The organism is Bifidobacterium mongoliense DSM 21395 (assembly GCF_000741285.1).
Taxonomy (GTDB): Bacteria; Actinomycetota; Actinomycetes; order Actinomycetales; family Bifidobacteriaceae; genus Bifidobacterium; species Bifidobacterium mongoliense.
On record NZ_JGZE01000012.1, the window covers coordinates 1 to 15515 of the forward strand.

The following is a 15515-nucleotide window of genomic DNA, read 5'->3' on the forward strand; positions in this document are numbered from 1 at the left end:
GTTCGAGGCGCCGCTGGCCCTCGGCACCGACACCGGCGGTTCGATCCGTCAGCCCGGCGCTCTGACCGGAACCGTCGGCGTCAAGCCGACCTATGGTGCGGTCTCGCGTTTCGGCGCCATCGCCATGGCCAGCTCGCTCGACCAGATCGGCCCCGTCTCGCGCACCGTGCTCGACGCGGCCCTGCTGCAGGAGGTCATCGGCGGCCACGACGTTCGTGACTCCACCTCCATCCCCATGAAGGTCCCGGCCATGGTCGCCGCCGCACGCGAGGGCGCCAAGCGCGACCTCAGCGGCATGAGAATCGGTCTGGTCAAGGAACTCAGCGGCGACGGGTACCAGCCCGGCGTCCAAGCGCGGTTCGACGAATCGGTCGCCCTGCTCAAGGACATGGGCGCGCAGATCGTCGAGGTCTCCTGCCCGCACCTCGAGTACGCCCTCGGCGCCTACTACATCATCATGCCTTCCGAGGTGAGCTCGAATCTCGCCCGCTACGACGGCATGCGGTACGGGCTGCGGGTCATGCCGCCCGACGGTGTGCCCCAGACGGCCGCCAACATGATGGCCGCCACGCGTGAGGCCGGTTTCGGCGACGAGGTCAAGCGCCGCATCGTCCTGGGTACCTATGCACTGTCCGCCGGGTACTACGACGCGTGGTACGGCTCGGCGCAGAAGGTCCGCACGCTCATCATCGAGGACTTCCACAAGGCGTTCGAACAGGCCGATGTGCTCGTCTCCCCGACTTCGCCCACCACGGCGTTCAAGTTCGGCGCCAAGATGGACGACCCGCTGGCCATGTACATGAACGACATCGACACCATTCCTGCGAACATGGCCGGAACCCCCGCCATGAGCATCCCCGCGGGTCTGAGCGACGACGGGCTGCCCGTCGGATTCCAGTTCATCGCGCCCCAGAAGCGCGACGATGTGATGTACAAGCCCGCGGCCGCACTTGAGGCGGCGCTCGACGAGCGTCGTGGCGGGCCCATCTGGGGTTCGCTCAAGACCCCCTGGCTGGCCAAGTAACGCATCGGAAGGATTGATATCATGGCTGAGAAATTGATGAAATACGCCGATGCCGTCGAGAAGTTCGACCCGGTCTTCGGTTTGGAAACGCACGTGGAGCTGAGCACCAACACGAAGCTCTTCTGCCCCGCGCACAGCGAGTTCGGCGGCGAACCGAACACGCAGCTGACCCCGGTGAGCCTGGGCCTGCCCGGGTCGCTGCCGGTGGTCAACAAGACCGCCATCGACTACGCAATCAAGCTGGGCCTCGCCCTGCACTGCAAGATCGCCGAGTGGAGCCAGTTCGCACGCAAGAACTACTTCTACCCCGACATGCCCCGCGACTATCAGATCTCGCAGTACGACAAGCCGCTGAACGGCGAAGGCTACCTTGATGTGGAGCTCGAGGACGGCAGCATCTTCCGCGTGCCGATCGAGCGCGCCCACGTCGAGGACGATGCCGGTAAGAACACGCATATCGGTGGTGCCGACGGCCGCATCGAAGGCGCCGACCATTCCCTGGTCGACTACAACCGCGCCGGAGTGCCGCTGATCGAGATCGTCACCAAGCCGATCGAGGGCGCGGGAGCCCGTGTGCCGGAGATCGCCGGCGCCTATGTGCGCGCGATCCGCGACATCGTGCGTGCCCTCAACATCTCGCACGCCCGCATGGAGCAGGGCAATATGCGCGCCGACGTCAACATCTCACTGCGCCGTCACCCCGGCGATCCGCTGGGCATCCGTTCCGAGACCAAGAACGTCAACTCGTTCCGCGGCATCGAACGCACGTTGCAATACGAGATTCGCCGTCAGGCCGCAAGGCTGGAGGACGGCCTCGATATCCTGCAGGAGACCCGTCACTGGGACGAGTCCTCGCAGACCACGGCCGGCGGCCGACTGAAGTCCGACGCCAACGATTACCGCTATTTCCCCGATCCCGATCTGGTCATGGTGCACGTCACCAAGGGGCACATCGAGGAGATGGCCAAGCAGATGCCTGAGATGCCGCACGAGCGACGCAAGCGTCTGCAGGCCGAATGGGGCTTCAGCGACCTCGAGATGCGCGACGTGCTCAACGCCGACGCCCTCGATCTCGTCGAGCAGACCGTCGACGCGGGAGCCGAGGCCGGCGCCGCCAAGAAGTGGTGGCTGGGCGAGCTTTCACGCGAGGCCAACGCCCGTGGCCTGTCCCTCGAGGAGATGCCGATCACGCCGCAGGATGTGGCGCAGGTCGAGAAGCTCGTCGTGGCGGGCAAGCTCAACGACAAGCTCGCCAAGCAGACCATCGCCGGCGTGCTCGCCGGGGAGGGGACGCCGGATGAGGTCGTCAAGAAGCACGGCTATCAGGTGGTCTCTGACGACGGTGCGCTGGATAAGGCCGTGGACGATGCCATGGCCGCCAATCCCGACGTCGTCGAGAAGCTCAAGAGCGGCAACATGAAGCCCATGGGTGCCATCATCGGCGCCGTCATGCGCGCGACGAGGGGCCAGGCGGACGCCAAGGCGGTCACCAAGATCGTCATGGCTCGCATCCGCGCCTAGTGGTCCAGCTGGCCTAGCGGTACAGCTGGCCTAGCGGCCTAGCGGCCTAGCGGCCTAGCGGCCTAGCCGCATAGGCCTGACGGTGCGACCGGTCCGTACACTTCCGTACGCGACTGGTACGACCGTGCACACCGTCCGGCGCCAAGCCGTCACTTGACAACCGCGCCCCAGCGTGTCGACGCTCCGACCGCCGAAACACCTGGCGAACGTCCGGAATCGACCCGAACCACTGGTCGAATCAATCCCGGACGTCGGAACACTACGGACACCGCTGGGGCGCGGTCGTATGTTCGAAGGCGTCCATTCATGCTCACGGCCGCCGGTCGGTGACCGTACAGCACCATTTAAGGTGGCCAGAGTAGCATGGTGACGTGGCGAATAACGGTGAACACCTGAGACAAGGGATGTGACGTATGACTGGGAAGTCCGAACCCCCGCTTGACGAGACGGCATCTCGGGAGCTGCCTGAACAGCTCACCATTCCACCGATCGACGGGGAGATGCTCAAATTGCGGCCCGCGGGTCTCGACGATCTGCACAAGCTCGATCGACTCGAGGCCTTCTACAATGCTTCCGGCATCACTGGCAAGGACGAGCAGTCCGAACGCGCCGCTGTGGCGGCATGGGTCCGTCGTTCTGTTGCTTGGAGTCAGGGCGTGGCGGCGGATCAGTCGGGTGTGGGCGATCCCGAATCCCGTCGCACCATCGCATGGTCCATCATCGTTGACTCCGCACGCACGTCGGGTGGCGTTGACGATGACGACAGAAGCACGCCGGTCGATGGCGTCATCGGCATGATCTTCCTCATCGACATCGATGGGTGGGCTCGTTCGGCGCGCATCCAGGTCGTGCTGGGCAAGGACTACCGGGGTCGCGGCTATTCCCGTGACGCCATGCCACGGGTCATGACTTACGGCTTCGCCCCCGAACCATCGGGACTGGGCATGCACCGTATCTGGGTCGCCGTGCCTGAGAAGAACACCCGTTCCCTCTCCGTCTACCAATCGCTGGGCTTCGAGCACAGCGGCATATCGCGTGACGCCCTCTGGGACGCCGAGAACGGCAAATACCAGGATCTCAACGTGCTTGACACCCTGGTCGACGAGTACGACCCGATTCGTTCGCTCGACGCCTTCGGCATGCATGTCATTGAACACAACCCCGGTGTGCGTGAGGCGCTCAGCGCCCGCGAGCATTCGTTGGCCATCGAGCAGCGGCTTGGCGTGCGGACCGGGGATGTCATCCCCGACGGTGCCGCTTCGAATGGCCAGCGGGTCCAGGCCGACCGGTCGGTCGGAGACGGTGCGGCACCGGAGAGCGGTCGTGGCGTGTCGGGAAACGGTGATCCGCGGGTCTCGGTGAATCCGACATCGTCCGATATCACCGAGTCCTTCGACTGGCTGGACGTGCAGGGCGTGGGTCCGCGCGATGAACACGTCGATGCCGGCACGCGTGGTGACGGTGGGGCGGTATCGGCGGCGTCGCATGCGGTGGCCGCGGAGCCGTCGAGTGGTCAATCGGAGGGCTCCGCTTCGACCGCTTTGACGGTGCCGGACGGTACCGATCCGGTCGAGCCGGACAGCTGGCCGTATGCCCCCAGCGCCCCGAAACGCTCCAAGCAGGCGTGGTGGCGCAATTTCGGGCGCGGACACAGAAACGGTAAGGGGGAATAGCCATGGCGGCCGAGGATCTGGACAACTACGAGACCGATGCCGAGCTGGCGCTCTATAAGGAATACCGCGACGTCATCAAGCTGTTTACCTACGTCGTGGAGACCGAACGCCGGTTCTATCTGGCCAACAAAGTGGATTTCAACGTCCGTTCGGCCGGGCAGGACGTCTACTTCGACGTCCAGCTTACCGATGCCTGGGTGTGGGACGTGTACCGTTCCTCGAGATTCGTCAAGAACGTTCGTATCGTCACGTTCAAGGATGTGAACGTCGAGGAAGTGCAGAAGTCGGATATCGATATCCCCGATACGCTGGGGTAGGCGACGCGGCGCACCCGTGCGGGTTTCTGGGGCGGGTACGTGAATATGCACGGCGCCGCATCGTGGCGGGCCGTGTGACTGTTACTATAACTGTTGATTAATCGCTGATGGATATCAGTGGAGTGGTATGAGGAGGACAAGTGGCACAGAAGCAATCTGTCGTGATCATCGGTGGTGGCCCCGCCGGTCTGACGGCCGCATGGGAACTGACGAAGGATGGCGGCGCCGAGCGCTATGACGTGACCGTGCTCGAGGCGACCAAGGAATTCGGTGGCATCTCCCGCACCGTGAAGCACAACGGCAACCGCATGGACATCGGCGGGCACCGCTTCTTCTCGAAGGACGACCGCATCATGCGGTGGTGGAAGAACATCCTGCCGCTGCAGGGTGCACCCTCGTACGACGACAAGAAGCTCGGCCGTCACCACGACCTCGAGCCCGGCGGTCCGGATCCCGAGCAGACGGACAAGGTGATGCTCAAGCGACACCGCGTCAGCCGCATCTTCTGGAACCACCACTTCCTCGACTACCCCATCTCGCTCACCCCCGGCCTGCTCAAGGCCTTGGGCTTCAAGCTGACCATGGAGGTGGGATTCAGCTATCTGTATTCGATGGTGCACAAGCTGCCCGAGGACAACCTCGAGAACTTCTACATCAACCGCTTCGGCCGCAAGCTCTACTCGATGTTCTTCGAGGGCTACACCGCGAAGGTATGGGGACGCCCGCCGAAGGAGATCTCCGCCGATTGGGGCGCCCAGCGGGTCAAGGGCCTCGACGTGGTCGCCGTGCTGAAGAACGCCTTCCTTAAGCTCATGCCGAAGAAGCGCGACAACAGCCAGGTCGAGACCTCGCTTATCGAGGAATTCTGGTACCCCAAGCTCGGCCCGGGCCAGCTGTGGGAAACCGTCGAACAGCAGTGCGTGGACCAGGGCGCCACCGTGATCACCGATGCGAAGGTCACCGAGATCGTGCGTGAGCACGGCACCATCAGCGCCGTGCGGTATGTCGATGCGAAGGGCAAGTCCACCGAGCTCAAGGCCGACGAGTTCATCTCCTCGATGCCGCTCAAGGACCTGCTCAACGCGATGGATGCCGCCCCGGTCGACGATCGCGCCGCGAAGTCCGGCAAGGCCGGCGCGGCCAAGGCGGTGCCGAAAGATATGGTGACCGTGGCGAACGGCCTGCCCTACCGCGACTTCATCACCATCGGCCTGCTCGTCAAGCGCCTGCGCATCACCAACACCACCGACATCCCGACGCTGGGCAACCCGCCGATCGTGCCGGATTGCTGGATCTACGTGCAGGACCCGGGTTACAAGGTCGGTCGTGTGCAGCTCTTCAACAACTGGAGCCCGTATCTGGTCAAGGACGTCGACAACACCGTGTGGGTCGGTCTCGAGTACTTCTGCCAGGAGGGCGACGAGTTCTGGACGATGAACGATGAGGAGGCCACCGCCTTCGCGATCAAGGAACTCACGCGTATGCGGCTCATCAACGGTCCGCAGGATGTGCTCGACTCCCATCGCGAACTGGTCAAGAAGGCGTATCCCGCCTACTTCGACACCTACGATCGCATGCCCGAACTCGCCGAGTACCTTGACTCCTTCGGCAACCTGTATTGCGTGGGTCGTAACGGCCAGCACCGGTACAACAACCAGGATCATTCGATGGCCAGCGCCATCGAGGCGGTCGGCAACATCAAGGACTGCAAGACCTCGAAGCGCAACGTGTGGTCGGTGAACACCGAGAAGTCTTACCAAGAGAAGAAGTAAGCGTTAACCGCTTGTCGTCGGTCGGCCACGTGTCGATGAGGCGACGAGCACGGTCACGGACCCCGTCTTGGCAGCAGTGCCAGGGCGGGGTCTCGTCGTCCGGGTTGCGCCCGTCCACGTCGCGTTATAGACTTGATACCGTTCAGTTAGCGGTTGAAGCTCTGAACGTTCATAGCGGTTATTCCGCATCTTTTTCATAGAGCTCTCGGGTATGCCCGTTGGGCCAAGGGAAGGCAACACCAGTGGCAACAAGCCAGAATATTGAGGATATGAAGCTGCCTGAGCTCAAGGAGCTCGCCAAGCACATGGGGCTGCGTGGAACGTCGACGATGCGTAAATCCACGTTGGTAGCCACATTGCAGGCGGCCCGGAGCGGTGGCGAGGCCCCGGCCGGAGTCAGCGTGCGCGTGCCCAAGACGGCTCCCGTCGCGGCGAACACATCAACGAACGCATCACCGACCACCGGGGCGACCACGGTGACGAAGGCGATGGGCGACGTGCCCGCAGCCTCGTCGTCACCGTTGGCCGGTGCACATGCCGGTGCGATGGGCACCGTTTCCGCGGGGAAGTCCGCGGCTGCGACATCCGCCGATCGCACGCCGTTCGAGGCGCCCGGTGATGGCAACGAGCGTCGCACTCGTACCGAGCAGCCGTCCGCCGAGAGGGGCCGGAGCCACGTTGGAGACCGGTCGGGCGCTCGTCGCCGTAATGACCGTCGTGACCGCGACGATCGCCATGACGAGGGGACCGAAGCCAATCTGCTCGACGAACTGCATATCGACGTTCCCGCGACCGATGAGGGCGGTTCCACGAGAATCCGTCGCCGCGAGGGCGGGCATTCCATGGATCGTGATCAGCCGCGTCGTCGCCGTCGTATCGAGGCCGCGCATGCAGGCTCCGAATCCGGTACCCGCGATTTGAGCGACATCCTCGCCGCGTTGCCTGTCGAGCATGACGGCGACGACGCTCACGACGAGCAGGAGGGCCAGGAACGGCAGCCTCGCGAATTCAATCGACGCAATCGCAACCGTGATCACGAGCGCGGGGAACGTGGCGACGATCGTCATCAGCGTCGTGGCCGTGGCAGGGATCGCGACTACAACAACCGTGACAATCGGGACAACCGTGAGGACCGCGACGAGCGCGATATGCGCGACGAACGTCGTGACAACCGCCGCGAGGAGAAGTCCGAGGATGTCGTGCCGGTCGCCGGCATCGTCGACGTGCTCGATTCCTATGCCTTCGTGCGTACGTCGGGCTATCTGCCCGGCCCGAACGACGTCTATGTCTCGATGGGTCAGGTCAAGCGTTACGGTCTGCGCAAGGGCGACGCCGTGCACGGCTCGATTCGCACGCCCCGTGAGGGCGAACGACGCAACCAGCGTCAGAAGTTCGTGCCGTTGCAGTCCATCGACACGATCAATGGCATGAGCGTGGAGGATTCCTCCGCGCGACCCCACTTCTCGAAGCTCACGCCGTTGTATCCGCAGGAGCGGCTCAAGCAGGAGACCACGCCGAACAAGATCATCGGCCGTCTCATCGATATCATCGCGCCCATCGGCAAGGGACAGCGCGGACTTATCGTCTCCCCGCCGAAGGCCGGCAAGACGATCACGCTGCAGAACATCGCCAACGCCATCGCGACGAACAACCCCGAGGTCCACCTCATGGTCGTGCTGGTCGACGAGCGGCCCGAAGAGGTCACCGACATGGAGCGCACGGTGCAGGGCGAGGTCATCTCCTCGACCTTCGACCGCCCGGCCTCGGACCACACCACGGTCGCCGAGCTCGCCATCGAGCGCGCCAAGCGTCTGGTCGAACTCGGTCAGGACGTGGTCGTGCTGCTCGACTCCATGACGCGTCTGGCACGCGCCTACAACATCTCCGCCCCCGCATCGGGCCGTATCCTGTCCGGTGGCGTTGACGCGCAGGCACTGTACCCGCCGAAGCGGTTCTTCGGCGCGGCCCGCAACATCGAGAACGGCGGCTCGCTGACCATCATCTCCTCGGCGCTGGTGGAGACCGGGTCCAAGATGGACGAGGTCATCTTCGAGGAGTTCAAGGGCACCGGCAACATGGAGCTGCGCCTGAGCCGTGAGCTGGCGGACAAGCGCCTCTTCCCGGCGGTCGACATCAACGCCTCGGGCACGCGCCGCGAGGAGCTCATCACGCCGAACGACGAACTGATGATCGTCTACCGTCTGCGTCGTCTGCTGGGCGGCCTCGAGCCGGAGCAGGCCTACCAGACGCTCGTGTCGCGTCTGAAGAAGGCGCCCACGAATCGTGACTTCCTGGGTACGATCGTGCAGCCGACCAACATGAAGATGAACTGACGGCGCAGTGCGCTGACCACGAGGGTGAACCGACCGCGAAGTGTACTGACGGCGGGGATGACTCAACCGCGAAGTGCACTGACGGCTGGTGACGGGTCGACGGCGTAGTTCGCTGACCTTGAGGACGCACTGACTGTTGGTGGTGGATCGCCGGCGGGGCGGGAACTGCCTGCACTCGACTGATTGGTGCGCCTGCACTTTCCCGGGCGAGGGGCATCCGTGAAGTGACAGCGGTTACGTAGTACCCGTCCTTCGCGGTCGGGGATCGCGGCAACCTGTACATTCACCCCGACAAACTCCCCAAACCCGCACCTCGCGGGTGTGGATGACGACGGTATGGTGTCGTGAGCATGCATGGTGATGCTCGCGGGGCCGTACCGTCGAATTCGTTCAGGCCATCATCTCGACTGGGTGGAAGGCGCGGGTGTGCCGGGCGAAAACCGGTGGTGTATGCGTGGCTGCAAATCGTCGCAGCCGCATCATGGCCTCGGTGAGTTCCTGGGTGTCGCCGGCGTACGACAGACGGATGAACCCCTCGCCTACCGCGCCGAAGGCATTGCCGGGGACTACCGCGACGTGTTCGTCATGCAGCAGGCGCGTGCTGAAGGTCTCGCTGTCCATACCCGTGCGGCGGATGTCGACGAAGGCGTAGAACGCCCCTTGGGGGTCAATGGCGTTGAGCCCGTTCGTCTCACGTAGCGCGTTGAGGACGATGCTCCGGTTGTGATCGTAATGCCTGCGCATGGATTCGATATGGTCGCGAGGCCCGGTCAGTGCCGCTACCGCGCCGTATTGCGCTGTCGCGTTCACCGAGGAATGCATGAGCTCCGCGATCTTCGCCGTCTGCTCGATGACCGCGTCGGGGGCGAGGAGGTATCCGATGCGCCAACCGGTCATGGCGAAGGTCTTCGACAGACTCTCCACCACGATCGTGCGCTCCTTCATGCCCGGAATGCCGGCTATCGACGGGGCTGCCGGCATGGCGGCGGTCAAGGCTGCTTCTTGTGGCGGCGGGACGACCGGGTTCGCCTGCGCCGACGGAACGACCGGGTTCGCCGCGGAACCGAAGACGTAGGGATGATATACCTCATCCGATATCGCCCAGATATCATGCCGAATGCACACCGCCGCGATGCGTCGCAACTCCTCAGCAGGGGTGACAGCGCCCGAGGGATTGCCGGGGGAGTTCAGTATGACCGCTTTCGTGCGTGGTGTGATCGCACGCTCGATATCGTCGGCGTTGAGTTGCATATGGTGCTGCGCGCGCAGCGGCACTGTGATCACGTCGGCACCGCAGAGCATCACCTCGGCATCATAGGACGTGAAGAAGGGCGAGGGGATGATGACTTCGTCGCCGGGCCCCACGACCGTCTTGAGGGCCAGGAACAGCCCCATCGTGGCGCCGTCGACCGCCTGGATCTCTGCTCGTGGGTCGTAACGCAGCCCTTTTACCTCGGCGCTGTAGCGCGCGACCGCAGTGCGGAACTCCTCGATGCCGAGGATGTTCGTATACTTCGTCTGGCCGTTCCTCATGGATGCGCACGCGGCCTCCACGATATGCGGTGCTGCGGTGTCGCTCGGTTCACCGACGCACAGCGATATCGCGTCGGGCACTGCGTCCACGCGATCGAAGACGTCGCGGATGCCGGAACGGGGGATATCGAGCGCACTCTGGGATAGGCGATGCTTGGGCTGGTTTTGCTCATGCTGGTTCTGCTCGGGCAGGCGAAGCTGGGGCTGGCTCTGCGGGGACGAGCCCTGTGGAGACGAGCCCTGCGGAGACGAGCCCTGCGGAGACGAGCCCTGCGGAGATATGCCCTGCGGAGACGCACGCTGTAGAGACGGGCCCTGCGGAGATATGCCTTGTAGAGACGAGCTCTGCGGGGTCGGGCGCTCTTGAGGAAGGCGAGGAGTAACCATGGTCGTCACTTTCGGAAGAATCGAGTATGTAATAGATAATCATCATAAAAATTACTCTGTACAAATTAACTATTGGTAAAATATACGGCGTAAGGATCCTCTGCTTGTCTGAGTGTCATGGTGGTGCGTGCATGCCTCGGCGGTGACGCGGACCCTAGCGGTGGTGCGGCCGTGGTGGTGACGCGGACCTTGGGGGATACGGACCGTGGTGGTGCGGCCCCTGGTGGGCTTGTGGTGCACTCGTGGTGCGTGATTCTGGCGGGCACAGGCATCGCGTGACGGGCGTCACCGACGTATCCTTGAATCAGAATTCTTGAACCATGGGATTGTGGTCGATACGAGTCGATACGAGTCAATACGAAAGGAACGCCCGCATGAAGGATGGGGAAGCCCGAGTTCGCAAGGCACAGGGGCGTGCCGCGGCCGATGCGGAACAGATCGATGCAACCGACGCCGTGATACTCGATGCGCTCGAGCGCGACGGCCGAGCCACACTGTCCGATCTGTCGGAGATATCGAAGCTTTCGGTGTCGGCGGTGCAGTCGAGGGTGCAGAAACTCGAACGGCGAGGCGTCATCATGCGGTATCGTGCCGTGATTGATGACGAACGGCGCGGGTTGCCCATCCGGGCGTTTGTCTCCGTCACGCCACTCGATTATTCGCAGGAATCGACGATTCCGGAGCGACTGGAGACCCTCGACGGGGTGATGTCCTGCCATTCGGTGGCCGGAGCTCCCAGTTTCGTATTGGTCGTGCGGGTGGCTTCGCCTGCGGCGCTGGAGGAGCTGCTTAATCTCATTCATCGCACGGTGCCCGTGAACACGGAGACGACGATGATCCTCAAGACCTATTTCGGCAAGTGAGCGCGTTGTGGGGTCGGTGGGGTCGCCGGGCGATACAGTGGGGTCCATGCATGTGAAGAATGAAGCGCACGACGACGATATCGAGGGTGACTGGTCCGGCACTGTCATCGATGCCGCACAGATGCGACGGGATCCGAAAGTCGAGCATGAGGTCGAGCGGATCGAGACGTTGCGGGGCTCCATAGACAATCTCGATGGTGCGATGGTGGCCATCCTGGCCGAACGGTTCCGAGCCACGGACGAGATAGGGCATGCGAAAGCGGCTGCCGGATTCGGTCCCGAGGACCCCGAACGTGAACGGGAACAGGCGTCACGACTCCGTGATCTGGCCGAGCATGCGGGGTTGGATGCGGGCATCGCGCGGCGTTACATGGAGTTCGTCGTCAGTGAGGCCAAACGCCGGCATCAGGAGATCGCCGAAGGACGGGTTGGTCGCTAGAGCCTAAACGACTGGCTGCGCGGGCCATGTTCGAGGTTTACGCGTGGTGCAAGTCGATGGTTTGGTGACGCAACTAGACGATTGATTGACGCAAGTTGGCGATATCCCGACAAGGATGGGCGGTTCGCTGACGCAAGTCGTCGGTTCACTGACGTAAGTCGATGGTTGCGTGACAAGGATGGGCGGTTGCCAGACGCAACTCGACGGTTGCGTGACATAGGTCAACGGTTCACTGACATAAGTCGCCGGTTCACATAGACAAGTAGGGTGATAGCTTTTTCGAAGGGCCATTTTCCGCCACTCGAAAAAGCTATCACCCTACTTGTCTATCAAATCTCGGGCGAGTCGGGACCGGGAGCCCGGACCTGAGGAGTCCGGACCCGTGGGTTGACGACTGTGCGAGTCAAAACCGGGAGTTGGGACGCGAGGAGTCGGGGGTGAGAGGAGTCGAGGGCGGGAGTTGGGACGTGGGGAGTCCGGACTGGGAGAGTTGACAACTGGGAGTCGGCACCCCGGAGGTGTCGGCACCCCGGAGGTGTCGGCACCCCGGAGAAGTCGACTCCCGTTCCGGACTCCCGGCGAGTCGCAACCTAAAAGCTTTGCAACCCCGGAACTCGACTTCCTAGAAGAATCGGGTTCCCAAGGCTCATCGCCTCGGAAACCCGATTCTTCGGTTGCTTCTGATTCAGCCCTTGTGCTTCGGCTTCTTGGCCGGAGGTTCGCCGAGCTCGGCATCATCGGCGATGCCGACGCTGAACTCGGGCACCTCGCCGGCGCTCTCGGCGCCGGTCGTCGTATCCGAGCTGGTGCCGGTTGTGCCAGTGGTGTCACCGGGCGTGGAGTTCGCGGGCGACGTCGAGCCAGTCGAGCCAGCCACAGCAGCCCCAGCCGAGCCAGTCGCACCAGCACCAACAGCACCCGCACCAGCCCCAGCTTCGGCCAGCCCGAGTTCACCGGTCACGCGACCGGCCTCAGCGATGTCGTCGAGCGCCTGACGCAGCGCCTCCACACCATCGGTGGTCGCGGTGAGCGTCGCGTGGAGAATCGGGGTCTTCATGGAGACCTTCGCCTGCGACTTCAGTCCGCGCAACTCGGCCAGCGCGTTGCCGGCCCACAGCAGCAGATTCGGATCCGTGCCGTGCGCGGCCTGGGCGTAAGGAGCCGAGGTGGGCCACGGGGCGCGGTGCACGGAGCCCTGCGGCGCGTGCATCCAAGACCAGATCTGCTCGGTGGCATACGGCAGGTAGGGGGCGAACAGACGCGCGAAAGCGTCCAGACCCAGACCCAGCGTGGTCCGAGCCGATTGGATCGCCTCGGCGCTGGGCACATGACCGGTCGCGTCGGCGGTGCCGTAGGCACGGTTCTTGACCAGTTCGATGTAATCGTCGCAGAACCGCCAGAAGAAGGTCTCGATGGTTTCGAGCGCCTTGGAATGTTCGTACGCATTGAGATTCTCGGTGGCTTCGTCGATCACGGCGGCCAAGGAGGCCATCACCGCGCGGTCGAGCGGTTCCGTGATCTGCTGCGGGTCCCATTGCGCCGTCGCGGCCTGGGCCACGTGGTGCTGATCGTCCTCGCGCCCGATGGCCAGCGCGAACTTCGTCGCGTTGAGCAGCTTGATGGCCAAGCGGCGGCCGATCTTCATCTGTCCTTCGTCGTAGGTCGCGTCGAGGCCGAGCCTGGCCGAAGCCGCCCAGTATCGTACGGCGTCGGCGCCGAACTTCTTGATCGGCTCGTTGGGGACCACGACGTTGCCCTTGGACTTGGACATTTTCTTGTGATCGGGGTCGAGGATCCATCCCGACAGGGTCGTGTGCGACCACGGCAGGCAGTGGTTCTCGAGGTGCGCGCGGTCGATGGAGCTGAAGAGCCAGGTGCGGATGATGTCCTGTCCCTGCGGACGCAGATCCATGGGGAACGTCGCCTGGAACAGGGCCTTGCTGGCCTCGTCGGGTTCGGCCCAGTGGGTCACGATCTGCGGGGTGAGAGACGAGGTCGCCCACGTGTCCATGATGTCATGCTCGGCCATGAACCCGTTGGGTTGGTCGCGCTGCGACTCGTCGTAACCGTGCGGCACGTCGCTGGTCGGATCGATCGGCAACTCGTCTTCGTTCGGCGTCAGCGGATGCTCGTAATCCGGCTCACCCTGCTCGTCGAGGCGATACCACAGCGGGAACGGGACGCCGAAGAAGCGCTGGCGCGAGATGAGCCAGTCGCCGTTGAGGCCGTGGACCCAGTTCTCGTAGCGCACGCGCATGAAGTCGGGGTGGAACTGCAGTTCCTTGCCGCGCTTGATGAGCTCGGCGTTGAGTGCCTCGTCGGTGCCGCCGTTGCGCAGGTACCACTGGCGTGAGGTCACGATCTCGAGAGGCTTGTCGCCCTTCTCGTAGAAGTTCGTCATACGCTTGGTCGGCGTGGGCTCGCCGTCGAGGTCGCCGCTGTCACGCAGCTGCTCGACGATGATCTTGCGCGCGGAGAAGGCGGTCTTGCCTTCGGTCATGGCGAAGATCTCGCGGCCCTTCTGGTCGGTGATCCAATCCGGTGTCGACATCACGATGCGTCCGTTGCGCTGGATGATCGGTCGGGTGGGCAGCTTGAGCTCGCGCCACCACTGCACGTCGGTCACGTCGCCGAAGGTGCAGCACATGGCGATGCCGGCTCCCTTGTCCATCTCCGCGGCCGGATGCGCGAGGATCGGCAGCTTGACATGGAACAGAGGGGAGTAGACGCTCTTGCCGAAGTACGGCTGGTAGCGCGGGTCGTCGGGGTTGGCGATGAGCGAGGTGCAGGCGGCGAGCAGTTCGGGCCGCGTCGTCTCGATGTAGATGGGGGTGCCATCCTCGAAATGGAAGGCGATCTTATGGTAGAAGCCGGGGTATTCGCGGCTTTCGAGCTCCGCCTGCGCGACGGCGGTCTGGAAGGTCACGTCCCACAGTCCGGGGGCGTCCTGCTGGTAGACCTCGCCGCGGGCGAGATTGCGCAGGAACGCCTTCTGGGCGACGCGCTGCGGGTGCTCGCCGATGGTGTGGTAGGTCTGCGACCAGTCGATCGACAGGCCCAGCGCGCGCCAGAGTTCCTCGAACTGCTGCTCGTCACGCTTGGTGAGCCGCTCGCACAGCTCCACGAAGTTCTTGCGGCTGATCGGCACCTGGTCGCGCGCCTCGATCTTCTTGCCGGTCGTGCCTTCGAACGGGGGCTTGAAGTCGGGGTCGTACTTGAGCGAGGTGTCCACGCGCACGCCGTAGTAGTTCTGCACACGCCGTTCGGTCGGCAGCCCGTTGTCGTCCCATCCCATGGGGTAGAAGACGTCGTAGCCCTGCATGCGCTTGAATCGCGCGATGACGTCGGTGTGGGTGTAGGAGAAGACATGTCCCACATGCAGCGATCCCGACACGGTGGGCGGCGGGGTGTCGATGGAGAAGACCGCCTTGCGGTCACGTGAGCCTTGGAATGCGTTGACGCCGGAATCGTCCCAGTTCTTACGCCAGATATCCTCGAGGCCGTCGACCCCGACCTTGTCGGGGAGGGGGCTCAGATTCGCCGTAATGGCACCGGTGTTGCCGGTTGTATCCTGATCAGTCATGGGTTTCAGTCTAGAAACCAACGGTGACATACGGTGTCTCACGGATCAAGCCGACAGCGCCGTCGCCGGC

General features: G+C 63.6%; 11 protein-coding genes. 8 read left to right on the forward strand and 3 right to left on the reverse strand.

The genetic code is table 11. The features are described 5' to 3' along the window. The 6 genes from BMON_RS05470 to rho form a co-directional block, all read left to right on the forward strand. A partial coding sequence (locus BMON_RS05470; protein WP_034885332.1) for an amidase family protein occupies window positions 1–1024 on the forward strand: 1024 nt, incomplete at its 5' end. 21 nt (window positions 1025–1045) lie between these two features. Further along, window positions 1046–2545, forward strand: a complete 1500-nt coding sequence (gene gatB, locus BMON_RS05475) for an Asp-tRNA(Asn)/Glu-tRNA(Gln) amidotransferase subunit GatB (RefSeq protein WP_033512796.1) — start codon at window positions 1046–1048, stop codon at window positions 2543–2545. A 413-nt stretch (window positions 2546–2958) separates the two neighbouring features. Continuing rightward, window positions 2959–4218, forward strand: a complete 1260-nt coding sequence (locus tag BMON_RS05480) for a GNAT family N-acetyltransferase (protein ID WP_033512797.1) — start codon at window positions 2959–2961, stop codon at window positions 4216–4218. Window positions 4219–4220: 2 nt separating this feature from the next. Then, window positions 4221–4535 (forward strand): DUF2469 domain-containing protein, encoded by a 315-nt coding sequence (locus BMON_RS05485; RefSeq protein ID WP_033512799.1) that lies wholly within the window; start codon window positions 4221–4223, stop codon window positions 4533–4535. A gap of 140 nt (window positions 4536–4675) precedes the next feature. Further along, window positions 4676–6307: an NAD(P)/FAD-dependent oxidoreductase gene (locus tag BMON_RS05490; protein WP_033512801.1), complete on the forward strand. Its 1632-nt coding sequence runs from the start codon at window positions 4676–4678 to the stop codon at window positions 6305–6307. A gap of 242 nt (window positions 6308–6549) precedes the next feature. Further along, window positions 6550–8640 (forward strand): transcription termination factor Rho, encoded by a 2091-nt coding sequence (gene rho, locus BMON_RS05495; protein WP_033512803.1) that lies wholly within the window; start codon window positions 6550–6552, stop codon window positions 8638–8640. A 390-nt stretch (window positions 8641–9030) separates the two neighbouring features. On the opposite strand, the gene BMON_RS05500 is transcribed toward rho, so the two are convergent. Together BMON_RS05500 and BMON_RS10680 are read right to left on the reverse strand one after the other, a co-directional pair. After that, on the reverse strand, window positions 9031–10284 hold the full coding sequence (locus tag BMON_RS05500) for a pyridoxal phosphate-dependent aminotransferase (protein WP_366915310.1): 1254 nt from the start codon (window positions 10282–10284) through the stop codon (window positions 9031–9033). Continuing rightward, the gene (locus tag BMON_RS10680) at window positions 10170–10472 is read right to left on the reverse strand and encodes a pentapeptide repeat-containing protein (RefSeq protein ID WP_420307693.1); all 303 of its coding nucleotides are present in this window, start codon (window positions 10470–10472) and stop codon (window positions 10170–10172) included. Before BMON_RS10680 ends, BMON_RS05500 begins: the two co-directional genes overlap by 115 nt. A gap of 462 nt (window positions 10473–10934) precedes the next feature. Between BMON_RS10680 and BMON_RS05505 the strand changes: the two genes are divergently transcribed. Both BMON_RS05505 and BMON_RS05510 read left to right on the forward strand, forming a co-directional pair. Beyond that, the gene (locus tag BMON_RS05505) at window positions 10935–11423 is read left to right on the forward strand and encodes an Lrp/AsnC family transcriptional regulator (RefSeq protein WP_051917925.1); all 489 of its coding nucleotides are present in this window, start codon (window positions 10935–10937) and stop codon (window positions 11421–11423) included. A gap of 46 nt (window positions 11424–11469) precedes the next feature. Further along, window positions 11470–11862 (forward strand): chorismate mutase, encoded by a 393-nt coding sequence (locus BMON_RS05510; RefSeq protein ID WP_051917926.1) that lies wholly within the window; start codon window positions 11470–11472, stop codon window positions 11860–11862. A 685-nt stretch (window positions 11863–12547) separates the two neighbouring features. Here the strand turns inward: BMON_RS05510 and valS are convergent. Then, entirely contained in the window at window positions 12548–15445 is a 2898-nt protein-coding gene (gene valS / locus BMON_RS05515; protein WP_033512804.1) for a valine--tRNA ligase, read from the reverse strand. Window positions 15446–15515: the final 70 nt, after the last annotated feature.